The sequence below is a fragment of the Pseudovibrio japonicus genome (assembly GCF_014651595.1).
Lineage (GTDB): Bacteria > Pseudomonadota > Alphaproteobacteria > Rhizobiales > Stappiaceae > Pseudovibrio > Pseudovibrio japonicus.
The window spans coordinates 323174-347955 of the sequence record NZ_BMXE01000004.1 but is presented as its reverse complement, the minus strand read 5'-3'; the positions used below and the strand labels follow the sequence as shown (position 1 = coordinate 347955).

Genomic DNA, 24782 nt, shown 5'->3' with positions numbered 1-24782 from the left:
TGTTTGAGAGCGGGGACTATATGACGGCGACGGTTGAATTCGAGGCAGTTGATGTAAATTCGGAAATCGGACTTATGAGTGTGCCTCGTCACGTCGCGATCATTATGGATGGTAATGGCCGGTGGGCGCAAAGCCGTGGTCTTCCGCGTACTGAAGGGCATCGGCGCGGTGTGAAAACACTGCGCGAAGCCGTAAAACACGCACAAAAGCGCGGGATCTCCTACCTGACGCTGTTTAGTTTTTCCTCTGAAAATTGGTCGCGCCCACAACAGGAAGTTTCTTTCCTGATGGCGTTGCTGCGCCGATTTGTGCATGATGACCTTAAGGAGCTGATTAAGGCCAATGTGCGGGTCCGTGTCATCGGATCCAAGGAAAATCTCGATAAATCCTTGCTGACCCTCTTGAATGATGCGGAGCTGAAAACCGCACATTGTACCGGGTTGGTGCTGGTGATTGCTTTTAACTATGGCGCGCGTGATGAATATGTCCGTGCTGTGCGTAAACTGGCTGCACGTGTGGAAGCTGGTGAGTTGAAGGCTGCTGACATTGGGGAGGATGATGTCAGCGCATGTCTGGATACCAGTGATTTGCCGGATCCGGATCTCATTGTTCGCACGGGAGGGGAGCAGCGACTTTCCAATTTCCTGTTGTGGCAGGCTGCATATGCCGAATTCTATTTTGCTCCTACGCCCTGGCCTGAGTTTGATTCAGGTGCTTTTGATGATGCTTTGTTGGCGTTCTCTAACCGCGATAGGCGGTATGGGGGTTTGAGCTCTGACGCGACTGGGACGTAATGTCTGACAAAAACAATCAGAACAATTCTGAGGGCGCATCCGGGGGGATTGTCCGGCGCATACTGAACGCAAATCCTGATTTGCTGGTACGTGCACTTTCTGCTGTTATTCTGGCTCCTATCGCGCTTGCGCTGACATGGGCGGGTGGTTTCTGGTTCGCCGGCCTCGTGCTTGTGGGCATGCTGATTGTTTATTGGGAATGGTGCAGCATTATTTTGCGGGATGCGCAACGGCCCGCAGCGCTTGCAGGCTATGCGTTTCTTCTGTTTCTTGGATATGCTTATCTTCAGGCAGAACCGCTATGGATTGCCGGCGTGTTAATTGCGGGCGCTGTGGTGCTTTATGGTGCTGGTGGCTTTGACCGCATTTCGCGCTGGATAAGTGAAGGCTACGTTTATGCTGGACTTACGTTTGTTTCGCTTCTGGCGTTGCGGGAAGGGGATGAGGGACTTTTGTTCATTATCTATCTTTTCCTTGTGGTCTGGGGTACTGATGTGGCTGCCTATATCTGCGGACGTAGCTTTGGTGGACCCAAGCTGTGGCCAGCGGTTTCGCCCAATAAAACCTGGAGCGGCGCTATTGGCGGTGTGGTCTTGGCCTCGCTCCTTGGAATGGGCTTTGTAGCACTTGCTGGCGGGACAAGTCTGATCTGGGCGTTCGGCCTGGCTGTTGTGCTTTCGGCTGTCTCGCAGCTGGGTGACTTGTTTGAGAGCTCCATGAAGCGGCGCTTTAAAGTGAAAGATTCCAGCCGCCTTATTCCGGGACATGGCGGATTGCTCGACCGGGTTGACGGGCTTGTGGCAGCGGCTGTGTTCTCCTATGTGATTGGAGTTGTCCTGGGTCGTCAGCTTTTTAATCCAAACGCGGGGCTCATGCTGTTTGCATCGTGATGCTGCTTGTGTTGCCGCGTCCACTCGCGGTTTTGTTGATTTGCAAGGGTTGTTGATATGACAAAGTCTCTCTCAGTGTTGGGAGCAACCGGATCGGTTGGAACAAGCACGCTTAAAGTGATCGCCCACAGCCCTGAGCGCTATGAGGTCAATGCACTTGTGGCGGGCAGCAATGTTGATGGTCTTGCCAGCGCGTGTCGGCAAACTGGCGCTAAGCGTGCAGTTATTGGCGATGCCGGAAAGTATAGCGAGCTGAAAAGCGCGCTTGCCGGAACGGGCATTGAGGTTTCTGCTGGCCGTGAGGCTGTGCTTGAGGTGGCAAGCCAGAAAGTGGATTTGTTGGTTTCTGCGATGGTGGGAGCAGCCGGGCTGGAGCCGACTGTCGACGCCATTAAGGCGGGTAGCAGTATTGCACTCGCCAATAAGGAAACCATGGTTTGTGCGGGCACGATTGTGTGTGAACTTGCTGAGAAGCATGATGTCCGGTTATTGCCGATGGATTCTGAGCACAACGCGATTTTTCAGGTGTTTGAGTACGATAGTGCCAAGGCGGTTGATAAGGTAATTGTCACTGCGTCTGGCGGGCCATTCCGGACGTCTTCCCTAGAGCAGATGCGTGCTGCGACGCCCGAGATGGCGTTGAGGCACCCGAACTGGTCCATGGGGCGACGGATCACCATTGATAGCGCGTCCATGGTGAATAAGGGCCTTGAGCTGATTGAGGCCTTTCACCTATTCCCAATTACGGCTGACCAGCTAGATGTGGTTGTCCATCCACAGTCAATTGTCCATGGGATGGTTAGGTATTGTGACGGGTCATTATTGGCCCATATGTCTCTCCCAGATATGTGCGGACCAATTGCACACTGTCTGGCATACCCAACCCGCAAGACAGCCCCGGTGGCAGAACTCGACTTGGGAATGATTGGGCGTCTTGACTTCGAAAAGCCTGATTTAGAGCGTTTTCCTGCACTGAAACTTGCCCGTGACGTAATGGAGCTTGGTGACGCGGCAGGCACAATTTTTAATGCAGCGGATGAAGTGGCTGTGGAGGCGTTTCTTGGGCGGAAGATCGGCTTCCTGCAGATCCCCGAGCTCCTTGAGGATGTTCTGAATCGGCTTCATACGCAAAACATGCTAGATTGCCCGGACCAGCTGGATGAGATTCTTCAGTTGGATCAAGTAGCGCGCCGAGTTGCAAACGAAGTTATTGGGAAGATGGCCGCCTAATCCGGCGCTTCCATTAAAAACAAGGTAGGCTGTTCGCATGGACGTTCTGAGTTCAGTTCTTGGTGGTTCGCTTGGAGTCATCATTCCATTTCTGGTCGTGCTGACAGTGGTCGTGTTCTTCCATGAGTTGGGACACTTTCTTGTGGCACGCTGGTGCGGAGTGAGGGTACTGGCGTTCTCAGTTGGCTTCGGGCCGGAGCTGATAGGTCGCGAAGACAAGCACGGAACGCGCTGGAAGGTGTGTGCAATTCCGCTGGGGGGCTATGTGAAGTTCTCCGGGGACGAGAATGCAGCGAGTGTGCCTGATCGCGATGGGCAAGCCCAGATGGACGAGGAGACGCGCCGGACTGCGTTCTTTTCAAAGAACCCTTGGCAGCGCTCGGCAATTGTGGCTGCAGGGCCGATTGCGAACTTTATCCTCGCCATTGTGATTTTCGCGGGGATGTTTGGATTTTTAGGGAAGTACGAGACGCTACCGCGGGTGGATCAGGTGCAAGAGGGTAGTGCTGCCGACATGGCTGGTATCCTGCCGGGCGACCTTATCCTGTCCATTAATGGCAACCCTGTGGAAAGCTTTGGCGAGGTGCAGCGCGTTGTAACTGTCAATGCGGGTGTTCCGATCGAGATGGAGGTGGAGCGCGACGGCGTTGTTGAGCAGCTTACAGCGACACCGGAGCTTCAGGAGATCAGTGATGGATTCGGTAATACCCAGAAAGTTGGTATTCTGGGGATTCAGCGGAATACTTCCCAAGAAGATGTCATAGTAAAGCGTTTTGGCCCCGTGGAAGCTGTAGGTGAAGGGGTAAAAGAGACATGGTATATTCTTGATAGGACGTTGGGATATATTGGCGGTCTCTTCATAGGTAAAGAAGATCCGGATCAATTAGGGGGTCCGATTCGCGTAGCGCAAATCTCGGGGCAAGTTGCTACCCATGGGATTTTGCCGTTAATTAACCTTACCGCAGTTTTGTCAATTTCTATTGGTTTACTCAACCTTATGCCTGTCCCCATGCTAGATGGCGGGCACTTAATGTACTATATTATCGAGATCGTGAGGGGGAAGCCTTTGAGCGAAAAACTGCAGGATTTCGGTTTCCGTATAGGAATCACTCTGGTTCTCCTGCTGATGGTTTTTGCGACCTGGAATGATCTGCGGTCGATAATCGGCTCTTAGGTAAGTTACGTAAATAAAGTCGGGCAAAGGTCTGGGCAATTTGCATTAAATCCAGTTATGGCGCCTTGCTTTACACTGAAAACCTTGTACAAAGTTCCTAGGTGTTTCAGATTCTATCCATTACCCTGAGGCGTATTAGTGATCTGAGGATCAGGGGACTAATGCTTCTTTAGGCTGAAAATAAAAGGCATAGCAGTTCTATGCAGTCATTTAAGAACCTGTCGCGTGTATCGCTTTTGGCCATGGCCGTAGCAGCTACCAGTACTGTTGCTCCGGTTGGGGTTCCGTTCCTCGGAGCGGGTGTGGCCGAAGCTGCGGTGGTTAACAATATTGTCGTCAACGGGGCAACCCGCATCGAAGATGAGACAGTTCGTGACTACTTGACTATCCGTCCGGGACAAACCTTTTCCGCAATCGATATTGATGAGAGCCTGACCACGCTTTATGCGACTGGTCTGTTCGCTGACGTGTCCATTGAGCAGCAGGGCAATACTCTTGTCGTGAATGTTCAGGAAAACCCGGTCATCAACAGAATCTCTTTTGAAGGCAATAGTCGGTTGAACGATCAGGCTTTGGAGTCTGTGATCCGTTCATCCGAACGTTCCATGCTGACTCGGGCACGTGTTCAGTCTGACGCCCAGAATATTCTGGAAGCATATCGTCGCTCCGGCCGCTTTCGGGCGTCTGTAGAGCCGAAGATTATTGAGCGTCCGAACAATCGTGTGGATCTGGTGTTCGAGATCGAAGAAGGGGACAAAACCGGGGTCGCCCGTATTTCCTTCATCGGTAACCAGGCATTTTCCGACGGCTATCTGCGTGAGCAGATTCAAACTCGTGAGAGTGGGTTTCTTGGCTGGCTGCGTACCACAGATGTTTATGATCCTGACCGCCTTGAAGTGGACCAGGAAGCGCTGCGTCAGTTCTACTACCAGAAGGGATATGCGGACTTCCGCGTTGTCTCCGCTGTGGCTGATCTGGACCGCGAGCAGAACATCTTTTACGTGACCTTCACGGTGGACGAGGGTGATCGGTACAATTTCGGCGATATCGAAATCGATACGTCGCTATCCGCGATTGATCCGGAAGCGATGCGCCAATACGTGCAGACCAAGCCTGGTTCGACCTATAACTCTCTTGAAGTTGAGAAGACGCTTGAGAATCTGACCCTGGAAGTTTCCAAGGCAGGATATGCTTTTGCTCAGGTTCGCCCTCGCGGTGAGCGTGATTACGAGCATAAGACTGTTTCTATCACTTACCTGATTGAAGAAGGTCCTCGCGTTTACGTCGAACGCATCAATGTTCGTGGTAATGACCGTACACGTGAGTACGTGATCCGTCGTGAGTTCGATCTTGCTGAAGGTGATGCTTATAACCGTATCCTTCTGGATAAGGCCGAGCGCCGTCTGCGCAACACACGTTATTTCGAGGATGTACGTATCACCCGTCAGCAGGGCAGTGCTCCTGATCGTGTGATCATCAATGTGGATGTTGTAGAGCAGCCAACCGGTGAGGTTTCATTCGGTGTGGGTTACTCCACTTCTGACGGTGTTATCGGTGATATCTCCATCAGTGAGCGTAACTTCCTCGGCCGTGGTCAGTACGTAAAAGCTGCTGTTGGTGGTGGTACGGATAACCAGAAGTACGAGTTCCAGTTCATTGAGCCGTTCTTCATGGGTCGCCGCATCTCTGCAGGCCTGGACGTATACCGTCGGGTCTACGAGCAGAACAGCACGCGTGCTTATGACGAGCAGACAACTGGCGGTGGCTTCAACTTCGGTCTTCCGCTCCGTGAAGACGAATTGACGTTGAACTTGTTCTACAAGCTCTTCCAGCGCGATCTGACCCGTAGTGACTCCACTGATATCGGTAATTGTGCTGCCGGCGTTTCGCTTGGTATCTGTGACTCTTTGGGTCAATACACTACGTCGCTGGTTGGTACGTCGCTGGTCTACAATACTCTGGATAATAACCTAAATCCTCGTGATGGCGTTATTGCCACCGTGGAACAGGAATTTGCCGGTGTTGGCGGTCAGTCGCAGTATTTGCGCGGTCAGGTTAAGGCAAGTGCGTTTGAAGAACTTTATCCTGAGTGGGGTCTTGTAGGCTTTGTGCAGGGTTCCGGTGGGTACATTGAAGCCGTTGGTAACCGCCTGCGTGTGACGGATCAGTTCCAGGGGTCGCCTGATCGTATTCGTGGTTTTGCGACAAACGGTTACGGTCCTCGTGATGCCGTTGGTGGTGACGCTATTGGTGGTAAGTACTATGTTGCTGGTACAGTTGAGGGGCAATTCCCATTCCCGGTCGTCCCTGAAGAGCTTGGATTGTCTGGTGCAGTCTTTGCTGATGCGGGCTCCCTGTGGGGTGTTGATGGCGACTTGGCGCGTGCGATCACAACACCTACTGCAAATTCTCCAGCGGGTAGCATTCAGTCTGAAGACTTTGAGCTTCGTGCCTCTGTCGGTTTTGGTGTTCTGTGGCAGTCGCCATTTGGTCCGCTACGGGCTGATTTCGCCTGGCCGCTGCTCAAGAACGATGTTGATGAAACTCAGGTATTCAAACTCAGTGGCGGTACGAGCTTCTGATCTGATCAAAATATGATTATAATCGGTCGCCGAAGCCCTCGGCGGCCGTTTTTTTTGGTAGGATCCTATGACAGAACCAACAAATCAAACAAAAGTTAGTCCGGTTTTCTTCCCAGATGCTCAGAAAGTGACAGTCAGAGAAATTGCTGAGTGGGCTGGGGCGGAGATTGTTCGTGGTGATGGTGAGCTGACCATTTCTGGCGTAGCTCCTTTGGATGAAGGTGTTCCCGGAACGCTTGCATTTCTTGATAATCCCAAGTATCTGGACCACCTTGAAACAACCAAGGCAACGGCTTGTCTTGTCAGTAAGAAACATCTGAGCAAGGTGCCGGAAGGTGTCGTTCCGTTATTGACGAAAGACCCGTACCGCTCGTTGGCAGCGGTTTTGGGGGAGCTTTACCCGGCTGGTATGCGGCCGCTTTCAGCAACAAATGAGCGTTCAGTGAGCGCGCGCGCCTACGTTGAAGACAGTGCGCAGCTGGGTGAGGGTGTTGTTGTTGAAGCTGGCGCTGTTATTGGTGCAAACGTGGTTATTGGAGCAGGATCCCAAATTGGTCCTGGTGCTGTGATCGCTGCTAATTGCCAATTGGGCGACAAGTGCTTTGTTGGTGCCAATGCCAGTGTTCAGCACTCTGTGCTTGGGGACCGCGTTATTATCCATCCAGGTGTTTGCTTGGGTCAGGACGGCTTTGGTTTTGCAATGGGCGCTGGTGGACATGTGAAAGTTCCACAGTTGGGCCGGGTTGTGATAGGAAGTGATGTTGAAATCGGTTCTGGTACTTGTATAGACCGCGGTGCAAACCGTGATACGATTGTGGGTGAAGGGACCAAGATTGATAATCAGGTTCAGATTGGTCACAACGTAAACATTGGAAAGCATTGCGTAATTGTTTCTCAAGTGGGCATCTCCGGTAGCGCAATCCTTGAGGATTACGTGGCTATTGGCGGACAGGCCGGTGTGAATGGCCATGTTCGTATTGGACAAGGCACACATGTTGCGGGTGCGAGTATTGTGCATGGTGATCTTCCAGCCGGCGGGCGCTTCGGCGGGGTCCCTGCACGTCCGATCCGCGATTGGGTCAGGGAAGAACTTGCTCTTCGTCGCCTGGCTGCTCAGGAGAGCAAGAAGTAGTGGGCTCGTCCCGCGAGGTTATACGATAATTAACTTGATTGGCTGGTGAATGAGGAAGGTTTGCCCTCGCATTATTGGAGAGCGACTGGAGCCAGCCAACCTGAAATTACTGAGGCATTATGATGAGTGATGTAGAGACAAACACGCTGGAATCAGCTGATATTATGCGGGTTATGGAGCTTTTGCCCCACCGCTATCCGTTTGTGATGATTGACCGTATCATCGAGATGGATGGTGACAACTCCGGTATTGGCATCAAGAATGTAACCATTAATGAGCCACATTTTCAGGGTCATTTTCCTAGTCAGCCTGTGATGCCGGGCGTGTTGCTTATCGAAGGGATGGCTCAGACAGCGGGTGCTCTTTGCGTCAATGCCCTTGAAAACTATACGCCGACCTATGTCTACTTCATGACCATTGATAAGTGTAAGTTCCGCAAGCCTGTGGTTCCTGGGGATCAGGTTCGCTTTCATGTGAAGAAGATCAAAAAGCGTGCGAACATCTGGAAGTTTGAAGGTGTTGCTATGGTCGATGGCCAGAAGGTTGCTGAAGCTGAAGTCAGCGCGATGCTTGTCGATGCCGATGAGCCGATTTGAGGTCTTTAATGGCACAGATTCATCCCACCGCGATTATCGAGGATGGGGCCGTACTTGGCGAGAACGTCAAGATTGGTCCATACTGCATGGTGGGGCCCAGGGTTACACTTGGCGATGAAGTAGAGCTTGTTTCTCACGTTGTGATTGCCGGTCGGACGACTATTGGCGCACGAACCAAGGTTTTTCCGTTTGCCAGCCTGGGGCATCAGCCGCAGGATCTGAAGTATGCCGGTGAAGACACGCTGTTGGAAGTTGGTGAAGACAACCAGATCCGTGAGCATTCAACCATGAACCCGGGTACTGCCGGTGGCGGTGGTGTGACGCGCGTTGGTAACGGCGGCCTGTTTATGATGGGCTCTCATGTGGGGCATGATTGTCTGTTGGGTAATCATGTCATCATGGCAAACAATGCGACGCTTGGTGGGCATGTTGAGGTTGAAGATCATGTGATCTTTGGCGGCCTGTCTGCTGTGCGCCAGTGGTGCCGGATCGGTGCGCATTCCATTGTTGGCGGTTTGACTGGTGTTGAATTTGACGTGATCCCTTACGGTTCCGTTATTGGTGACCGGGCGCGTCTTGCTGGCTTGAACCTGATTGGTTTGAAGCGCAGAAACTTTTCCCGCGAAGAAATCCACGCCCTGCGCGGTGCGTATAAGGAAGTCTTCAACGGAGAAGAGGGTACACTGCGGTCTCGTGCAGAAGCTGTACGAGGTAAATACGCTGAGTTTGAAAGTGTGCAGACGATGACATCGTTCATGCTTGGAGATGAAAAGCGCCGGTTCTGTACCCCGCGCAATAACGGTGATTAAGGATCTGTGTTGAGTTAATGGAGAAACAAGCACCTATTGCGGTGATTGCTGGTGGTGGCGATCTGCCCGGCATAGTCGTAAGATCGGCTATGGAACAGGGGCGCGATGTTGTTACCATCGCAATCAAGGGGGAGGCGGATGCCTCCCTTTCTGTGTTTGAGCCTATCGAGCTAGGCTGGGGTCAGTTTGGCAAGTTGTATGCGACGCTGAGAGCCAGAGGCGTGCGCGATGTTGTTTTTATCGGCGCGGTGCAAAAGAGACCGGATTTTACGTCGATTTGGGTTGATTTTGGAACGCTGTGGCGGTTGCCGCGTATTATTTCCGCTCTTTTTAGTGGAGATGATCATCTGCTGGTTAAGCTTGCAGGGTTGTTTGAGCGAGAGGGACTGAACGTGGTTGGTGCACATGACGTTGCTCCGGGGCTGGTCGCAAGTCCGGGGCATGTGGCAGGGCCAAAGCCCGATGCCAAGGCCTTAATCGCGATGAAGCTGGCCATTGAGGCTGTAGACGCTGTTGGCCGTTTAGATATCGGGCAGGGCGCGGTTGCGGTCGGTAAGAGAGTTGTGGCGGTAGAAGGTGCTGAGGGCACCGATGCCATGCTCGAGCGTGTTGCTGGTTTGCGTGCCAATGGGCGCGTGCGGTCCAGAGGTGCGTCAGGTGTGCTTGTGAAGTGTTCTAAGCCCCAGCAGGACCTGCGCCTGGATATGCCGACCATCGGGCCGCAAACGATCCATAAAGCCGCTGAGGCCCAGTTAAAAGGCGTTTGTGTAGAGGCCGGGCGTGTGCTGGTTGCTCACCGTGATGAGGTTGAGCGTCTTTGCAATGAGCTGGGTGTCTTTCTTTATGGCTGTTCCCGTGGTGAAGACTTTGAGACAGGTGATCAGTAACACATGAGCGATACGGAAGCCGTAAAGCCCTTCAAGGTATTTTTTGTCGTTGGCGAGGAGTCTGGTGACCAGCTGGGCGCGGAAGTCATAAAGTCCTTACGCGCTCTGATTGGCGAGCGTCTTGAGGTCTGTGGTCTTGGGGGCGAGCGCATGGCGGCTCAAGGCGTTCAGTCCATCTTTCCGCTGCATGATATTGCGGTGATGGGCATTACGGCTGTTTTAGAGCGTTTGCCGACAATTATCCGCCGTGTCCATCTGACCGTTGATGCGGTGATTGCGGAGCAGCCGGACCTGCTACTTATTATCGACTCTCCTGATTTTACCCATAGTGTTGCAAAGCGGGTGCGCAAGAAAGCGCCGCATATCCCTATTGTGGACTACGTGAGCCCATCTGTGTGGGCGTGGCGTCCGGGGCGTGCCAAGAAGATGGCCGTTTATGTGGATCAATTGCTTGCACTGCTTCCATTTGAGCCAGCTGCACATGAGCGCCTTGGCGGCCCGCCTTGCGAGTATGTGGGGCATCCGCTGATTGAGCGCCTTTCCGAGCTGCGTCCTACAGAGGGGGAGCGCTCAGAGCTTGGAACAGGCACTAAACAGCTGGTGGTTCTGCCGGGGTCCAGAACCAGCGAAGTTTCTCGTTTGCTGGAGCCGTTCGGTCAGGCAGTTGAGCTTATCTACGCGCAAGATCCGAATGTGGAAGTGACTATCCCGGCGGTGCCACATCAGGAAGAGCGCATACGCGAGGGCGTACGGTCCTGGAAAGTGAAGCCGCATATTGTGACCGGTGAAGCGGAGAAGTTTGCTGCGTTGCGCCGGGCAAATGCGGCGCTTGCAGCCAGTGGTACGGTTTCTCTGGAACTGGCGATTGCCGGTGTGCCGATGGTGATTGCCTATAAGCTGGACTGGTTCTTCCGGCGGTTTAAGCAGGTCAACCGGTTCATAAGATTTATCACAGTGGACACCATTGTGCTGCCCAATCTGGTGCTGGAGGATCACAGCATCAAAGAATATATTGAGGAAGAAGCCAACCCGGAGACGCTCAGTCAGGCGGTGCTTGAGCTGCTTTCCGATACACCGAAACGCCGGGCCCAGCTGGATGCATTTGCGCGCATTGATGAAAAGATGCGTCTGCCTGAAGGGGAAAGTCAGGCAGGAAAAGCTGCGCAGATTATCCTCAGGACAGCTGGAATTTCAGTTTAAGTTGTTTGAGTGTTGGTTTATCAAGTTGGTGTAATATGCTGATTTATAACTAACAAAGTCCGTTATAATGATGTGATGCTTTCCGGCGTGTTTGTTCGAGGGCGCTATCGAGCGCTCTGCTACATCTCTTGAATAGCATGCGATTTTGAGCAGGGGCCTGACCTGAATGTTGGGCCTTTATCTCTTCCTGCTCAGTTGCTCTCTACCGCGATATGGAAGCTGCCCCGGCACACGCCGTCTGAAAAGACGCCGGAGGCTTCCTGTGATCCGACCATGCCAGTTGCCGCAAGTTTCACTTCAACGGGCGTGTTGGTGTCGTCGTCCGGGAAGATGATCTCGTATTCGTTCACAATGGAGAAGATGCCGCCGCTGACGCTGCCGCCGATTGAGGTCACCAGAATGTCGTGCCCTTTGTCTGTGCTGCGTTTTAGAGCGTTGTCGGTGGAGTCTGGATGATTGATGGTGGTAAAGCTTTCGCCGTAACGGGATGCGCAGGTGCCGTCATCGGGCGTGCCATCGGTTCTGGACACTTCCGAAAAGGTGATTGTTTTGTTTCCGGGACCCAACCTTTGTGAGACCGCCAGTGCAGACGTGCTCGCGATAGCAAGCGCGAGGATGCTGATGGTTGCAAACAGGGGGGCTTTCATTGCTTTCTCCATCCCGTAGTGGTTCGTATGATGCGGCGTTGTTTCATCAGATCCTTGTGTTCTTCACATTGCACTCGGCGTCATAGTTACGGCTTTAGCCTCGAGGCTGCGCAGGTGTTATTCGGCGCTGATGGTGACCTTGCCGCGGCATGTGCCGTCGGAGAAGACGCCGGAGGCTGATCCGCTGCCGAACAGGCCGGTGGCGAAGATTTTGACTTCAATCGGCTCTTTGTTTTCGTCATTGGGAAAGGTGATTTCGTACTCATTCTCAATGGACAGGATGCCATCTCCGATGGTGCCACCAGTGGAGGAGATGACGATGTCATGGCCGTCTACCGTGACGTTTTCGGTTTGCTCCAACGAAGTCTCCGAATTGCCGGTGGTCCGGTAGCCGGTTGACCCGTAGCGCTCGGCGCAAGTGCCGTCATCGGGCGTTCCATTGGCCAGTGTGAGCTCGGAGAAGACGACGGATTCGTTGTCATTGACGATGTCGTGTTCATCAGCCACTGCAGCGGTGCTGCCATAAGTCAGTGCCAACGCGCCGAGACAGGTCGCCGAAATGAGAAATCTCTTCATGGGGTGCCGCTACCTATTCCTTTTCAGGCCTGAAGCCGCCTTAACAATAGTCTGGCAGCGTTAACGTAGATGTTTCCGATTTGCTTTGACTTTCCTTAGGATGAAAAATGGGTTTTGGGGGTGCTGGCGGGTTTAGCCAGTTTCTAACGCACTACGTATAAACCTTGGTGAAAACTATAAATTTGACGGGTGAAATAAGCCTATAGGTTGAGGGCGGTGATATTCTTCCCCTTATTGAAATTGGTTATTGTTTTTTGTCCGCTTGCCGTGTTCTGGGGTTCTTTGCGGGCGTGCTACGGAATTTGGGGTCTTGATGAAAACCAGAGAAGCGGTTTTGGATGATGCGGCGGAAATCAGTGGTTTCCTGCAGGAGCTAGTTGCACTGGGAAAGCGCCGGTTGCCAAGCGATGAGGCGTTTGTGCGCTCTCAGTATATCTCCCACGCAGACAACATTCAGTGCACGGTGGTGGAAGACGAGGATGGGACGATCCTTGGGCTGCAGATCCTGAAACGGGCATCGGCTGGGAATGCTTATGACCTGCCGGTGGGCTGGGGCATTATTGGAACGCATGTGCGCCCGAGTGCAGCACGTCGGGGTGTGGGGCGCATGCTGTTTGCAGCAACGCTTGCGGCGGCAAAAGGGGCTGGTCTTGAGAAGATTGATGCTACGATCGGTGCTGCGAACCCTGAAGGGCTAAGCTACTACGAGTCGATTGGTTTTCGCACTTATAAGACCTCTGAAGGGGCCGTTAACAAGTGCCTTGAGCTCAGTGCACAAGTGGCTTAATGCGCAGCGTGGGATTATTTGACATCGACCACAGAGAAACTGCCGGCACAGTCGCCATCCGAGAAAACTCCGCCGAATATTTTGGAGTTCACGAAGCCGGTAATGAACTGGGTAATCTCCACCTCTTGGTCCGGTTCATTGGGGAAGATGGCTAGGATCTGGGAGTGTTCGGCGTAAATATCGTCCTCGCGTTGCTCACTGCGGGCGTAGAGGCGAAGTTTATGGCCTTTATCGCTGACAAACTGGCCGCGCCCGCCGTTGGGGTCGGGAGAAACGGTGTATCCTGTGCCATAGCGTTCCAGGCAGAAATCCATGTCTACAGAATCTGATATTGGTCTCAACGCATCAATAGAGATTTGGCGGGAGTTGGAGAGACGCTTCAGGTCGGTGAAGGGATTGCCGCGATTGTCGCGGTGTATAAACTGGGCATTGGCGGGACCGGGCACTCCCATGATCAGCGTGAGAATGATGATAGAGCACGTTTGAGTCGTAAGGCGCATAAATACTCCCATTTGAAACTTTATTGTCTCCCACCTTTCATCCGGTAATCTTGAGTGCTTTTTGTTTATGGCATAGGCCATTTGTGCAGTTTAACTGGTGTCGCTTAATGCATTTTTCCGTAAGCTTCGTGGGTTTGAGGAAAATCGGTGGCTATCGGTGGTTGTAGGCTCCGCGGCTGCACGAGCTGGCTCGTGCACGTTACGGCGTCATCCAGGGGCCTGCCATGATCTTACCGGTGCAGGTGCCGTCTGTGAAAACGCCGCTGTAGGCGTCGCCGCCGATCAGCCCAGTCACGAACTGGGTGACCTCAATTTCTTCAGTTGTGTCCGGCGGGAAAGTCATCATGAAGCGGTCGTGCTCGGCAAAGATGCCTTGTCCCATAATCTCGCTGCGGTCCACCAGAGTAATGGTGTGGCCTTGATCGCTGACAAAAATGCGTCTTGGGGCGTCCTGGGAAGGGGAAACCGTATACCCGTTGCCATAGCGCTGCGTGCAGACGGAGGCATCAGGTGAGCCGTCCTGCATGCTCAGCTCAGAAATACTGATATTTCGTGAGGCTTGCGCGGCGTCTGTGTTTGCTCCTAAAGGAGACGTCAGGCCTGCAGTAACGAGTGCAAAGACTGCAACAAACGGTAGGGGGGCAGCGCGCATAAAGCATCCTTTCCTCGAGCGGGATATTTGGTCCGGCATTGAGGATAGGGATGTGCTCAGGCATGAACAGAACTAACAGGGCTTATGGTTGGCAATTGCTTGCTTCGTGCCGGTATTTTTAAATAAAAAAGGAGGCAAAGTGCCTCCTTTTTCGTCGAGTAATTTTTCAGCTACGATCGCGTCGCAAAGCTTAGCGGCGCTGGTCGATTGGCTGATATTCACGCCCGGCGTGGCCAGTGTAAAGCTGGCGCGGACGACCGATGCGCTGGGTTGGGTCTTCAATCATTTCCTTCCACTGTGCGATCCAGCCGACTGTACGAGCCAGCGCGAAGAGCACGGTGAACATGGTGGTTGGGAAGCCCAGAGCACGCAGAGTGATACCGGAGTAGAAGTCAATGTTCGGGTAAAGCTTCTTCTCAACGAAGTATGGATCGTTAAGAGCGATCTTTTCCAGTTCCATTGCCACTTCGAGAAGCGGATCATCCTGGTGGCCCAGCTCAGCAAGTACTTCATGACAGGTTTTCTGCATGATGCGTGCGCGTGGGTCGTAATTTTTGTAGACGCGGTGACCGAAGCCCATGAGGCGGAACGGATCATTTTTGTCTTTTGCACGTGCAACATACTCAGGAATCCGGTCAACAGAACCGATTTCGGAGAGCATGTTCAATGCTGCTTCGTTCGCACCACCGTGGGATGGACCCCACAGACATGCAATACCAGCTGCAATACATGCAAACGGGTTTGCACCTGAAGAGCCAGCAAGACGTACGGTCGAGGTGGACGCATTCTGCTCGTGGTCAGCATGCAGGATGAATATACGGTCCATAGCACGGGCCAGAACCGGGTTCACCTTGTATTCCTCACATGGCACAGAGAAACACATGTGCAGGAAGTTGGATGCGTAGTCCAGATCGTTTCTTGGGTAAACGAATGGCTGGCCGGTGTGGTATTTGAAGGCCATGGCAGCGATGGTTGGCATCTTGGCGATCATGCGCAGGGACGCAACCATACGCTGGTGCGGATCTGCGATGTCGGTGCTGTCATGGTAGAATGCAGACATTGCTCCAACGGTACCGGTCATAACTGCCATCGGGTGGGCGTCACGACGGAAACCTTTGAAGAAGGAGCTCATCTGATCATGGATCATGGTGTGGTAGGTTACACGATGAACAAAGTCGTCCTTTTCTGCGCGTGTTGGCAGTTCGCCATACAGCAGCAGGTAGCAGCTTTCCAAGAAGTCGCCATGCTCGGCGAGTTGTTCAATCGGGTAACCACGGTAAAGCAGAGTACCTGCATCACCGTCGATGTATGTAATTTTGGATTCGCATGAGGCGGTTGAAGTGAAACCCGGGTCCAGAGTGAAGTGACCGGTTTCTTTGTAAAGCGATCCGATGTCCATGACATCAGGGCCAATGGAGCCAGATTGGATTTTAAAATCCCAGCTGTCATCTCCAATAGTCAGTTTCGCTGTTTTGTCGCTCATATCAGGCAACCCCCATTTTGTATCTCCTCATACGACCTGCTTCATTTGTGTACAACTGAATACATCGCATGATCTGACGTTTCCGCCCGGAAGAGAGTGTTGTCGAGGAACTGCCTATATCATTTGCCGCGACGGGGCAAGCGTCCGCAACCATCGCTTTTAGTTATAAGTGTAACTACCGCTACGATGCACTGGCATTTGTAGCGGTAGTTTTTATTAGAATTCAGTGAATTATGCCGCAAAATCGCGGATACGTGCGCAAGATTCGGCTTTTCCCAATACTGCAAGTACATCAAAGATGCCTGGGGATGTCCCGCGACCTGTAAGTGCAGCGCGCAGTGGCTGGGCAACTTTGCCGAGTTTCAGCTCTTCTGCCTCTGCGACAGCCTTTACGGCAGCTTCAGTGCTGTCCACTGTCCATTGGTCGAGGTTTTCCAATGCGGGCAGAACTTTTGCAAGAATAGCGCGAGCGTCTTCACTCAGGATCTTCTCTGCCTTTGCGTCCAGATCCAAAGGACGCTGGACCCAAAGATAGCGCGCAGATTCCTGCAACTCTACAAGGGTTTTTGCGCGTTCTTTGAGGCCTGGAAGAGCAGCCATGAACTTGTCCTGATTGCCGTCGCCAGCCAGCCACGCCATAACGTCTGCACCGCCTTCAACATCGGTCAGGTAGGTGAGGAAGTGGCCGAGCAGCTCTTCATCACTTTCAGAGCGCATGTAGTGAGCGTTCAGGTTCTCCAGCTTCTTGAAGTCGAAGCGGGACGGTGACTTGCCGATGGCGTCCAGACCAAACCACTCGATCATTTGCTCGGTGGAGAAGATTTCGTCATCGCCATGAGCCCAGCCGAGGCGGGCCAGATAGTTGCGCATGGCAGATGGCAGGTAACCCATAGCACGGTACGCTTCTGCACCGGTTGCGCCGTGGCGCTTGGAAAGCTTTGCGCCGTCCGGGCCGTAGATCAATGGTACGTGTGCCATGACAGGGACGTCCCAGTTCAGCGCCTTGTAGATCAGGGTCTGACGGGCAGCATTAGTCAGGTGGTCGTCACCGCGCACGATGTGGGTGATACCCATGTCGTGGTCATCCACCACAACGGCCAACATGTAGGTTGGGTTGCCGTCAGAGCGCACCAGAACCAGATCGTCCAGATCCTTGTTGGCAAACTTAACTGTGCCCTGAACCTGATCTTCCACAATGGTGTCACCTTCCAGTGGGGCTTTCAGGCGGATTACCGGGGAAACACCTTCCGGTGCTTCGGACGGGTCACGGTCACGCCAGGTACCGTCATAGCGCGGCGGACGACCTTCTGCGCGGGCCTTTTCGCGCATTGCGTTCACTTCTTCCGGTGTGCTGTAGCAGTAGTAGGCAGTGCCGCCTTTGACCATCTGCTCAGCTACTTCACGGTGGCGGTCTGCGCGCTCGTATTGGGAGATTGCATCGCCATCCCAGTCCATGCCGAGCCAGCTTAGGCCATCCATCAGGGCCTCAACAGCTTCTTCGGTGGAGCGGGCGCGGTCAGTGTCTTCAATGCGCAGCAGCATTTTGCCGCCGTGATGCTTGGCGTAAAGCCAGTTAAACAGCGCTGTGCGAGCAGTGCCAATGTGCAGGTAGCCCGTCGGAGACGGAGCAATGCGTGTGACGACAGGTTTAGTCATTGTTTGTCCGGAAAAGTTTCAAGTTACTTCGAATAGTTTGGGGTAATTACGGCGGGGCGCCGTAGCTCTGCGCGCTGTGTACCATAGCATTGAAAAGTTCCCAAGTGGCAGAAAGGGCTTAAGGGTGCGGGAGGAACACTCATCCTCAGGCAAGACGCAATCTGGTGGCCGTGCTCCCAGAATAGGCGAGCTTTGCGTGAAGGGGGATAAGTTTTCTGCTGGTGCCTTTGACAGCTATGTTGCGTTGCAAGAGCGGCCCACACAGCAACGCACCAAAACGCAAATTTACGCAAAAAACGCACATACCGACGCAAATGTGGCAGTTCCTGAAGAAAAACAGTCGGTTAGCTTCTGGAGGCTGTGGCAGGTCTTGCTTGAGGGGCTGCGTTTTGTACTGCGGCCCGATTGGCCCGCAGTGATGACTTATACCCGTGCTGCTCTCGTGCAGGACTGGAGCCGCGGGCAGGGTCTTGTCTGGTACGCGCTCAGTCATCTGGCGGGTGTTCTGGTTTACTTTTCACTGCCTGCCGAGCCTTACAGTGTTTTAAGCGGAACTCCTTGTATCTTATTGGCAATATTCGTGTTTCATAGATGGAGAGTGGGGCGCTTGTCGGTCGGTTTGCTTGCGCTTCTGTTTTTTGCCGTGGGCTTTTTTCTTGCTGACTTGCGGGTTGAATATGCCCGTGGCGACCCACTGGAGCGTCCTGTCACGCGCAAAGTGGAGGGTGTGATTGCCGGGGTGAAGCAATCAGGCAAGAGCGCGTATTCGGTTATTTTGACTGAGGTGGTCTCGTATTCGACAGGGAGGACAACTTCGTTTCCTTTTCGTATTCGGCTCAGCATCAAGGGAATGAAAACTGCGCCCGCGATGGGGGACAGGATGGAGCTGAAAGCGCGATTATTGCCTCCCGGCGGTGTGGTGCGACCGGGAGGTTATGATTTTGCCCGCACAGCGTTTTTTAGCGGGATTGGGGCAGTGGGCTATGCGCTTTCCAAGCCGGTTGTGACGCCGGGGCCTGAGGGGACGAGTTTCCGGCAGGTAGTGGAGTATGTGCGCAGTGGCATTGCGCAGCGTATTCGGCGGGTGTTGGATAACAGCCCGGAAAGCTCCTTCGCTGTTGCGTTGCTTGTGGGCAAGCGGGACTATCTTGCCGTCGATGACAAGGATGCTTTGCGCAAGGCCGGCCTAGCTCATGTGCTTGCGATATCCGGTATGCATATGGGGTTGGTGACTTCGCTGGTGTTTCTGGCGGTGCGCTTGGCCTTATCCCTCAGCCAGACACTTGCACTGAAAGGGCATATTCACGTTTACGCCAGTCTGTCGGCTCTGACAGCAGCAACGGTTTATCTCGGTTTATCAGGAGCTTCTGTGGCAACACAGCGGGCTTATCTGATGGCGGTGCTGATATTATGTGCGGGGCTGCTTGGGCGGCGAGCCTTCAGTGTGCGCGGTCTGGCACTTGCCTGCCTTGTGCTTTTGAGCCTGCGGCCGGAGGAAGTTCTGGCACCCGGTTTCCAGATGTCGTTCATCGCCGTGCTGGCTTTACTCTCGGCTTATTCCCTTGGAAAGGATTGGTTGTTAGGAAGTGGAACTCGGCTTGGTTATGAAAAAGCGTCATGGTTTCAAAAGGTTGGGCGAACTGCTTTAAAATGGGTGCTGGCTTGCGGCTTGACCTCGCTCATCGCCGGGGCTGCCACGGCTCCTATTGCAGCGATGCATTTTGAGCAGGTGGCGCCCTATGGCCTTTTGGGTAACATCCTTGCCATGCCGGTCGTGACCTTTGTGGTTATGCCCCTTGGACTCCTGAGCTTGTTGGCGATCCCGCTGGGCGCGGATGCCTTCTTCCTGCACGGGATGGAGGCGGGATTGGCGTTGGTGCTGCGCGCTGCCTATGCTGTGAGTTCTCTCAGTGAGGGGTTGACCAGCCTCGGGGTTGCTAGCCTTACAGGCTACCTGCTGGTAATCCTCGCGATTGTGCAGCTGAGTGTGATGCCCTTGCGACTGAAATGGTTTTCCGCCCCTGTGTTTGCGGCAGGTTTTCTGGCCTTTGTTGCAGACAGGCCGCCGGATGTGGTGGTGGCGGATGCAGGCAAGCACATTGCGTTTTACCGCGAGGACGGCGCATTTCGGCTGACCTCCTCGCGCATGTCATTTGCGGCAGACAGCCTGCTGCGGGCCGGGGGATACTCGGCACAAGCGTTCAAGGCACATAAGGCGCGCGCGCCAGATCGTGCTTGCGATGACGGAGGCTGTGTCATGAAGGTATCCCCGCAGCTGTCACCCCGGCAAGAGAGAATAAGTGGGGAACCGGTCTTACTGGCGCAGCCCAAGACGGTGGATGCTATTGAGGCCGACTGCCGACTTGCAACCATTGTGGTAACACAGGTTCAGGCTCCGCCTTCCTGTCGTGCGGAACTGGTGATCGATCAGCAAACCTTTGGAGCGCGAGGCTCAGCTTATATCTGGCTTTCAAGGGACGCAGAAAGTGGGAATAAGATAAAAAAAGTGCGCTGGGCATATCATGCTCAGCGCAGACCTTGGAATCCGATATTGCCTCAGGCAACCAATGATTTAATAGCGGCGGAAGAGCGCGATCATCTTGCCTTGAACGCGGACGCGGCCCGGGCCGAAGATGCGAGTTTCGTAGGCGGGGTTGGCCGCTTCAAGCGCGACTGACGCACCTTTTTTGCGCAGGCGCTTCAAGGTTGCTTCTTCATCATCAATCAAGGCGACAACGATTTCGCCGTTATCAGCAGCATCGCCGCGCTTGATCAGCACGGTATCCCCGTCGAAGATACCGGCATCAATCATGGAGTCGCCTTTGACTTCCAGCGCATAATGCTCGCCACGGCCCATCAAATCAGCAGGCATGGCAATGGAATGACTCTGTGTCTGGATTGCCTCAATCGGTACACCAGCTGCAATGCGGCCCATGACCGGAATTTCCAGAGTTGGAACTTCATCTGGCGACGGGGTGCGCGGCGGAGGAGGCGTTGCGACCTTCTTGTTCAGGGAGCCTTCAATGACTTCAGGCGCAAAGCCTTTTTCCTTGCCTGCGGGCTTGAGACCCGGAGAAATTGAATCAGGCAGTTTAAGGATTTCCAATGCGCGGGCTCTGTTTGGCAGGCGGCGAATGAAGCCGCGCTCTTCCAGAGCTGTGATGAGCCGGTGAATGCCGGATTTGGAACGGAGATCCAGCGCGTCCTTCATCTCGTCGAAGGATGGTGGAACGCCAGCTTCCTTCAAGCGTTGATGGATGAACATCAAAAGCTCGTGTTGCTTCTGTGTAAGCATCTTTTATCCCCGTTCGCTCGTAAAGCGCAGATTGAAATTGAGTGGCCACGGATGACCCATTAATGAATTGCACTTCCAAGAAGCTGAAAGACTTCAACTTCTGCGATTGGAAGGACAAAACACGAACGTACTCTACCTGTTCTCATTGTGTTCTGCAATGGGTTTGTTGAGGTTAAGCCCTGCAAGAACTGGGGGATTCGGATTTTAGTGGGTGAGTGGACAGGGGTTGCCCACTCGTTGCGCCCGGATTTAGCGTAGCTTGAGCAGGTCCACTTTTTCACCCGCCTTTGCAGCCGGTGCGTGTGGAGGGCGGATGATCAGGGCGTCTGCTTTTGCCAGCAAAGCGAGCATTGAAGAATCCTGTTTGCTGAATGGCTGCGTCGTAAGGTCACCATACTCGTCAGTGAGCAGGCTGGCACGCAGATAGTCCTGCCGCTGGTCGTTCGCAGGCAGATCGGAGGTCAACGTTGCTCGGATAACGCCTTGATTGGACTGGGGTACTGAGCGACCAAGGAGTTTGTCAAGCAATGGGCCGAGGAAGAGGAAGGCACAGACAAGACTGGATACTGGATTGCCGGGAAGGCCGAGCACCTTCATGGGGCCGAGGGAGCCTGCCATAAGCGGTTTGCCGGGCCGCATTGCGATGCGCCAAAAGCCGAGCTCCATGCCTTCTGCGCCAAGCACGTCCTGAATGAGGTCATGGTCTCCAACAGAGGCGCCGCCCAGGGTTACCAGTACATCAGCCTTGGCTTGGATTGCCTGCTTGACGCGGGTCGCGATTTCCTCAGGCTGGTCTGGTGCAATGCCCAGCATCATTGGGGTGCCGCCGCAGTTTTTGACGAATTCTGCGATGCCGACCTGATTGGAGGCGATGATCTGATTCGGGCCGGGTGTTTGACCGGGCTCTACGAGTTCATCACCATTTGCAAGGATCGCGACAATGGGCTTTTTGCGCACTGGTAGGGCGGCGTGGTTCATTGCGCCCGCAAGGGAAAGCTCGCGGAAGCCGAGTTCGTCGCCTGCTTTCAGGAGTACCTGACCTTCTTTGAAGTCCAGTCCTGCTGGGCGGAGGAATTTGCCGACTGGAACGCTTTCCTGGCAATAAAGGTTGTCGCCGTCGCGGCGGGCGTCTTCCTGGATTAGGATTGCATCGGCGCCATTTGGTACTGGGGCGCCGGTGAAGATGCGAAGGGTTTCGCCAGCCTGCATTGTGCCGTCGAAACTGTACCCGGCTGCGACTTCGCCGATGACTTTTAGTGGGGTCTCGGGATTGGTCGTGTCTGCGGCTTTTACGGCGTATCCGTCCATAGCGGAAGCGCTGAATGGAGGCTGGGTGCGTGTTGCGGCGACGTCCTTTGCAAGCACGCGTTCACCTGCTTCGAGCAATGGTCGTTGCTCGCTTGAGGTTGGTTTAACGTCCTTTAAAAGGCGGTCCAGGGCTTCTTCGATGCTGATCAGGCTCATTTGGAGTTATCCTCCTCAGCCAGATAGTGACCGGACTTGCCGCCCTTTTTCTCCAGAAGGCGGATCTCGCCGATTTCCATGGACCGGTCAACTGCTTTTGCCATGTCGTAAATTGTGAGGCAGGCAACGGAGGCGGCTGTGAGGGCTTCCATTTCGATGCCGGTCTGGCCGGAGACTTTGGCGAAGACCTCAACCTCAATGCCCGGTAGCTCCGGGTTTGGGGTAAAGTCAACCTGAACCTTGGAAAGTGCTAAGGGGTGGCACAGAGGGATCAGCTCATGAGTGCGCTTGGCTGCCATGATGCCTGCGATACGTGCGGTCCCGAGTACGTCACCCTTTTTGGCGTTTCCAGAGAGGATCATGTCGAGAGTTTCGGGCTGCATTTTCACCTGTCCGCCTGCGCGGGCGATGCGTGAGGTGACCTCTTTCTCCGAGATGTCGACCATATGAGCGGCACCACTGTCATCAAGGTGAGTGAGTTTTGGAGAAGGTTCTGACATTTTCTTGCCTCTCGACACAATCTATTCAGGTAACTGCCCGTGCTTAGCGGCTGTATTAGCGTTTGAGCAGCGCTTTTGTTGCGTTTTCTACATCGTCCTGCCGCATCAGGCTTTCGCCGATGAGGAAAGTCGAGATGCCGGACTTCTCCATCCTGGACAGGTCCTGCGGCGTGAACAGGCCGCTCTCTCCTACGATGATCCGGTCATCAGGGATAAGTGGCGCAAGACGTTCGCTGGTTTCCAGAGATGTCTCAAAAGTTTTGAGGTTGCGGTTGTTGATGCCGACGAGCGGGGAGGTCAGCTTCAGTGCGCGTTCCAGTTCAGCTTCATCATGCACCTCGATCAGGGCATCCATGCCAAGCTCAAAAGCGGTGTCTTCCAGCTCTTTTGCGAGTACGTCGTCGATTGCGGCCATGATGATCAGAATGCAGTCTGCGCCCCAGGCGCGCGCTTCATGGACCTGATAGGTGTCATAGAGGAAGTCCTTGCGCAGGACGGGCAGGGAGACTTCCTCGCGCGCTGCGACGAGGTACTCCGGCTTGCCCTGAAAGGATGGGGTATCCGTCAGGACGGAAAGACAGGCTGCGCCGCCGTTCTCATAAGCTTTAGCAAGTGCAGGCGGGTTAAAGTCTGCACGGATCAGGCCTTTGGACGGGCTGGCTTTTTTTACTTCCGCAATCAGCGCGTAGTCGCCGTTTGCGTGTTTGGCCTTCAGTGCATTGGCGAAACCGCGGGTCGGGGTTGCTGCCTTGATTGCCTCATTCAGATCGGCCAATGAAGTTTGCGCTTTCGCAGCGGCAATTTCTTCACGTTTGTAAGCTTCGATTTTTTTCAGGATATCTGACATGGGATCCGTGGTCTTAGAGTGTCATGTTGGCAGCCGTTGCAGCGTCGGAGGCTTCAACGAGTTTGTCCAGCCGTGAGAGGGCAGCGCCTGTGTCGATGGCTTGTGCGGCCATTGCAACGCCAGCTGGCAGGGTGGTCACTTTGTCTGCAACGATCAGGGAGGCTGCGGAATTGAAGAGGACGATATCCCGGTAGGCGTTTTTTGCACCTTGCAGGACTTCGCGCAGGGCATGCGCGTTCTCTTCCGGGTCGCCGCCTTTCAGGTCTTCTGGTTGAGCTATCGGCAGGCCTGCGTCTTCCGGCGAGACGGTGAAGGTGTTGATGGCGCCATCTTTCAGCTCGGCCACAAACGTGGAGCCGGTGGTGGTGATTTCATCCATACCGTCTGAGCCGTTGACGATCCAGGCTTTTTCGGTGCCCAGTTCCTTCAGGGTATTGGCGAGCGGTTCGACCCACTGCTGGGCAAATACGCCGGTCATCTGGCGTTTTGCACCTGCCGGATTGGTGAGCGGGCCAAGCAGGTTGAAGATTGTTCTGGTGCCCAGCTCTATGCGGGCAGGGCCAACATGGCGCATGGCCTTATGATGGTTTGGCGCGAACATGAAGCCAATGCCAGCTTCATAGATGCAATGGCTGATGCCGTCTGGGTTCAGGTCAAGATTGATGCCAAGGTTGGCCAGAGATTCTGCTGAACCGGATTTGGAGGAGAGGGACCGGTTGCCGTGTTTAGCAATGGTGACGCCGCAGCCTGCAACAACAATGGCTGTACAAGTTGAGATGTTGTAGGAGCCAGATGCGTCGCCGCCAGTTCCGACAATGTCGATTGCATGATCAGGAGCTTTTACCGGGATCATTTTGGCGCGCATGGTCTCTACAGCGGCGGAGATTTCGTCGATGGTCTCGCCGCGCAGGCGCAGAGCCATGAGAAAGCCGCCGATCTGAGCAGGAGTTGCGGCGCCTGTCATGATGATCTCGAAAGCCTCTCGGGCCTGGGATCGGTCCAGCGCGTTTCCGTCAGCGACGCTTCCAATGAGACTTTTTAAATTGCTCACGGAGAAAACCCCCTCAATCTCTTAGTATTC

The 24782-nt window shown here is 54.0% G+C and carries 23 protein-coding genes; 12 read left to right on the top strand and 11 right to left on the bottom strand.

Annotated elements, in window-relative coordinates; genetic code table 11:
- Nucleotides 1-20 precede the first annotated feature (20 nt).
- The 10 genes from IE076_RS13180 to lpxB all read left to right on the top strand — a co-directional run bounded on the left by IE076_RS13180 (nt 21) and on the right by lpxB (nt 11294).
- Nucleotides 21-794, top strand: coding sequence for an isoprenyl transferase (locus IE076_RS13180; RefSeq protein ID WP_189437249.1), 774 nt, complete (start codon nt 21-23; stop codon nt 792-794).
- Nucleotides 794-1684 (top strand): phosphatidate cytidylyltransferase, encoded by an 891-nt coding sequence (locus IE076_RS13175; RefSeq protein WP_189437248.1) that lies wholly within the window; start codon nt 794-796, stop codon nt 1682-1684. The genes IE076_RS13180 and IE076_RS13175 overlap by 1 nt, the downstream gene beginning before the upstream one ends.
- 57 nt (nt 1685-1741) lie before the next feature.
- Nucleotides 1742-2914: a 1-deoxy-D-xylulose-5-phosphate reductoisomerase gene (gene dxr, locus IE076_RS13170; protein ID WP_189437247.1), complete on the top strand. Its 1173-nt coding sequence runs from the start codon at nt 1742-1744 to the stop codon at nt 2912-2914.
- Nucleotides 2915-2951: 37 nt separating this feature from the next.
- A complete protein-coding gene (gene rseP, locus IE076_RS13165; RefSeq protein ID WP_189437246.1) occupies nt 2952-4088 on the top strand; it encodes an RIP metalloprotease RseP in 1137 nt (378 codons plus the stop codon).
- Nucleotides 4089-4288: 200 nt separating this feature from the next.
- The gene (gene bamA, locus IE076_RS13160; RefSeq protein ID WP_189437245.1) at nt 4289-6670 is read left to right on the top strand and encodes an outer membrane protein assembly factor BamA; all 2382 of its coding nucleotides are present in this window, start codon (nt 4289-4291) and stop codon (nt 6668-6670) included.
- 67 nt (nt 6671-6737) lie between these two features.
- Nucleotides 6738-7802, top strand: a complete 1065-nt coding sequence (gene lpxD / locus IE076_RS13155) for a UDP-3-O-(3-hydroxymyristoyl)glucosamine N-acyltransferase (protein ID WP_189437244.1) — start codon at nt 6738-6740, stop codon at nt 7800-7802.
- 122 nt (nt 7803-7924) lie between these two features.
- On the top strand, nt 7925-8398 hold the full coding sequence (fabZ, locus tag IE076_RS13150; protein WP_189437449.1) for a 3-hydroxyacyl-ACP dehydratase FabZ: 474 nt from the start codon (nt 7925-7927) through the stop codon (nt 8396-8398).
- 8 nt (nt 8399-8406) lie between these two features.
- Nucleotides 8407-9207, top strand: a complete 801-nt coding sequence (lpxA, locus tag IE076_RS13145) for an acyl-ACP--UDP-N-acetylglucosamine O-acyltransferase (protein ID WP_189437243.1) — start codon at nt 8407-8409, stop codon at nt 9205-9207.
- A gap of 17 nt (nt 9208-9224) precedes the next feature.
- Nucleotides 9225-10094 carry an LpxI family protein gene (locus tag IE076_RS13140; protein WP_189437242.1) on the top strand — a complete coding sequence of 290 codons (870 nt, stop codon included), beginning with the start codon at nt 9225-9227 and terminating at the stop codon, nt 10092-10094.
- 3 nt (nt 10095-10097) lie between these two features.
- Nucleotides 10098-11294 carry a lipid-A-disaccharide synthase gene (lpxB, locus tag IE076_RS13135; protein WP_189437241.1) on the top strand — a complete coding sequence of 399 codons (1197 nt, stop codon included), beginning with the start codon at nt 10098-10100 and terminating at the stop codon, nt 11292-11294.
- Between the two features lie 191 nt (nt 11295-11485).
- Here the strand turns inward: lpxB and IE076_RS13130 are convergent, their stop codons facing one another.
- Both IE076_RS13130 and IE076_RS13125 read right to left on the bottom strand, forming a co-directional pair.
- On the bottom strand, nt 11486-11941 hold the full coding sequence (locus tag IE076_RS13130) for a hypothetical protein (RefSeq protein WP_189437240.1): 456 nt from the start codon (nt 11939-11941) through the stop codon (nt 11486-11488).
- Nucleotides 11942-12058: 117 nt separating this feature from the next.
- Nucleotides 12059-12517 carry a hypothetical protein gene (locus IE076_RS13125; RefSeq protein WP_189437239.1) on the bottom strand — a complete coding sequence of 153 codons (459 nt, stop codon included), beginning with the start codon at nt 12515-12517 and terminating at the stop codon, nt 12059-12061.
- Nucleotides 12518-12830: 313 nt separating this feature from the next.
- On the opposite strand from IE076_RS13125, the gene IE076_RS13120 reads away from it, so the two are divergent.
- Nucleotides 12831-13304 (top strand): GNAT family N-acetyltransferase, encoded by a 474-nt coding sequence (locus IE076_RS13120; protein WP_189437238.1) that lies wholly within the window; start codon nt 12831-12833, stop codon nt 13302-13304.
- 14 nt (nt 13305-13318) lie between these two features.
- Here IE076_RS13120 and IE076_RS13115 read toward each other — a convergent pair whose 3' ends face one another.
- From IE076_RS13115 to gltX, 4 genes are all read right to left on the bottom strand, one after another.
- Nucleotides 13319-13804, bottom strand: a complete 486-nt coding sequence (locus IE076_RS13115; protein ID WP_189437237.1) for a hypothetical protein — start codon at nt 13802-13804, stop codon at nt 13319-13321.
- A gap of 199 nt (nt 13805-14003) precedes the next feature.
- A complete protein-coding gene (locus tag IE076_RS13110) occupies nt 14004-14456 on the bottom strand; it encodes a hypothetical protein (RefSeq protein WP_189437236.1) in 453 nt (150 codons plus the stop codon).
- A 190-nt stretch (nt 14457-14646) separates the two neighbouring features.
- The gene (gene gltA, locus IE076_RS13105; RefSeq protein ID WP_189437235.1) at nt 14647-15939 is read right to left on the bottom strand and encodes a citrate synthase; all 1293 of its coding nucleotides are present in this window, start codon (nt 15937-15939) and stop codon (nt 14647-14649) included.
- Nucleotides 15940-16170: 231 nt separating this feature from the next.
- Nucleotides 16171-17595 (bottom strand): glutamate--tRNA ligase, encoded by a 1425-nt coding sequence (gene gltX, locus IE076_RS13100; RefSeq protein WP_189437234.1) that lies wholly within the window; start codon nt 17593-17595, stop codon nt 16171-16173.
- Nucleotides 17596-17719: 124 nt separating this feature from the next.
- Here gltX and IE076_RS13095 point away from each other — a divergent pair, with 124 nt between their 5' ends.
- Nucleotides 17720-20272 (top strand): ComEC/Rec2 family competence protein, encoded by a 2553-nt coding sequence (locus IE076_RS13095; RefSeq protein ID WP_189437233.1) that lies wholly within the window; start codon nt 17720-17722, stop codon nt 20270-20272.
- Here the strand turns inward: IE076_RS13095 and lexA are convergent.
- The 5 genes from lexA to trpD form a co-directional block, all read right to left on the bottom strand.
- Nucleotides 20168-20890, bottom strand: coding sequence for a transcriptional repressor LexA (gene lexA, locus IE076_RS13090; RefSeq protein WP_189437232.1), 723 nt, complete (start codon nt 20888-20890; stop codon nt 20168-20170). The genes IE076_RS13095 and lexA overlap by 105 nt on opposite strands.
- Before the next feature lie 249 nt (nt 20891-21139).
- Nucleotides 21140-22354 (bottom strand): molybdopterin molybdotransferase MoeA, encoded by a 1215-nt coding sequence (locus IE076_RS13085; RefSeq protein ID WP_189437231.1) that lies wholly within the window; start codon nt 22352-22354, stop codon nt 21140-21142.
- Nucleotides 22351-22854, bottom strand: coding sequence for a cyclic pyranopterin monophosphate synthase MoaC (gene moaC / locus IE076_RS13080; protein WP_189437230.1), 504 nt, complete (start codon nt 22852-22854; stop codon nt 22351-22353). The genes IE076_RS13085 and moaC overlap by 4 nt, the downstream gene beginning before the upstream one ends.
- A 55-nt stretch (nt 22855-22909) precedes the next feature.
- Complete coding sequence (gene trpC / locus IE076_RS13075; RefSeq protein WP_189437229.1) at nt 22910-23701, bottom strand: indole-3-glycerol phosphate synthase TrpC; 792 nt, start codon at nt 23699-23701, stop codon at nt 22910-22912.
- Between the two features lie 13 nt (nt 23702-23714).
- Complete coding sequence (gene trpD / locus IE076_RS13070) at nt 23715-24752, bottom strand: anthranilate phosphoribosyltransferase (protein ID WP_189437228.1); 1038 nt, start codon at nt 24750-24752, stop codon at nt 23715-23717.
- Between the last annotated feature and the right edge of the window lie 30 nt (nt 24753-24782).

Coding starts and splice junctions, on each gene's coding strand:
- IE076_RS13175 (WP_189437248.1), top strand. CDS start 794: ATGTCTGACAAAAACAATCAGAACAATTCTGAGGGCGCATCCGGGGGG.
- rseP (WP_189437246.1), top strand. CDS start 2,952: ATGGACGTTCTGAGTTCAGTTCTTGGTGGTTCGCTTGGAGTCATCATT.
- fabZ (WP_189437449.1), top strand. CDS start 7,925: ATGAGTGATGTAGAGACAAACACGCTGGAATCAGCTGATATTATGCGG.
- gltA (WP_189437235.1), bottom strand. CDS start 15,939: ATGAGCGACAAAACAGCGAAACTGACTATTGGAGATGACAGCTGGGAT.
- lpxA (WP_189437243.1), top strand. CDS start 8,407: ATGGCACAGATTCATCCCACCGCGATTATCGAGGATGGGGCCGTACTT.
- lpxB (WP_189437241.1), top strand. CDS start 10,098: ATGAGCGATACGGAAGCCGTAAAGCCCTTCAAGGTATTTTTTGTCGTT.
- IE076_RS13110 (WP_189437236.1), bottom strand. CDS start 14,456: ATGCGCGCTGCCCCCCTACCGTTTGTTGCAGTCTTTGCACTCGTTACT.
- IE076_RS13130 (WP_189437240.1), bottom strand. CDS start 11,941: ATGAAAGCCCCCCTGTTTGCAACCATCAGCATCCTCGCGCTTGCTATC.
- lexA (WP_189437232.1), bottom strand. CDS start 20,890: ATGCTTACACAGAAGCAACACGAGCTTTTGATGTTCATCCATCAACGC.
- IE076_RS13120 (WP_189437238.1), top strand. CDS start 12,831: ATGAAAACCAGAGAAGCGGTTTTGGATGATGCGGCGGAAATCAGTGGT.
- IE076_RS13085 (WP_189437231.1), bottom strand. CDS start 22,354: ATGAGCCTGATCAGCATCGAAGAAGCCCTGGACCGCCTTTTAAAGGAC.
- moaC (WP_189437230.1), bottom strand. CDS start 22,854: ATGTCAGAACCTTCTCCAAAACTCACTCACCTTGATGACAGTGGTGCC.
- IE076_RS13115 (WP_189437237.1), bottom strand. CDS start 13,804: ATGCGCCTTACGACTCAAACGTGCTCTATCATCATTCTCACGCTGATC.
- dxr (WP_189437247.1), top strand. CDS start 1,742: ATGACAAAGTCTCTCTCAGTGTTGGGAGCAACCGGATCGGTTGGAACA.
- gltX (WP_189437234.1), bottom strand. CDS start 17,595: ATGACTAAACCTGTCGTCACACGCATTGCTCCGTCTCCGACGGGCTAC.
- trpC (WP_189437229.1), bottom strand. CDS start 23,701: ATGTCAGATATCCTGAAAAAAATCGAAGCTTACAAACGTGAAGAAATT.
- IE076_RS13180 (WP_189437249.1), top strand. CDS start 21: ATGACGGCGACGGTTGAATTCGAGGCAGTTGATGTAAATTCGGAAATC.
- lpxD (WP_189437244.1), top strand. CDS start 6,738: ATGACAGAACCAACAAATCAAACAAAAGTTAGTCCGGTTTTCTTCCCA.
- IE076_RS13140 (WP_189437242.1), top strand. CDS start 9,225: ATGGAGAAACAAGCACCTATTGCGGTGATTGCTGGTGGTGGCGATCTG.
- bamA (WP_189437245.1), top strand. CDS start 4,289: ATGCAGTCATTTAAGAACCTGTCGCGTGTATCGCTTTTGGCCATGGCC.
- IE076_RS13125 (WP_189437239.1), bottom strand. CDS start 12,517: ATGAAGAGATTTCTCATTTCGGCGACCTGTCTCGGCGCGTTGGCACTG.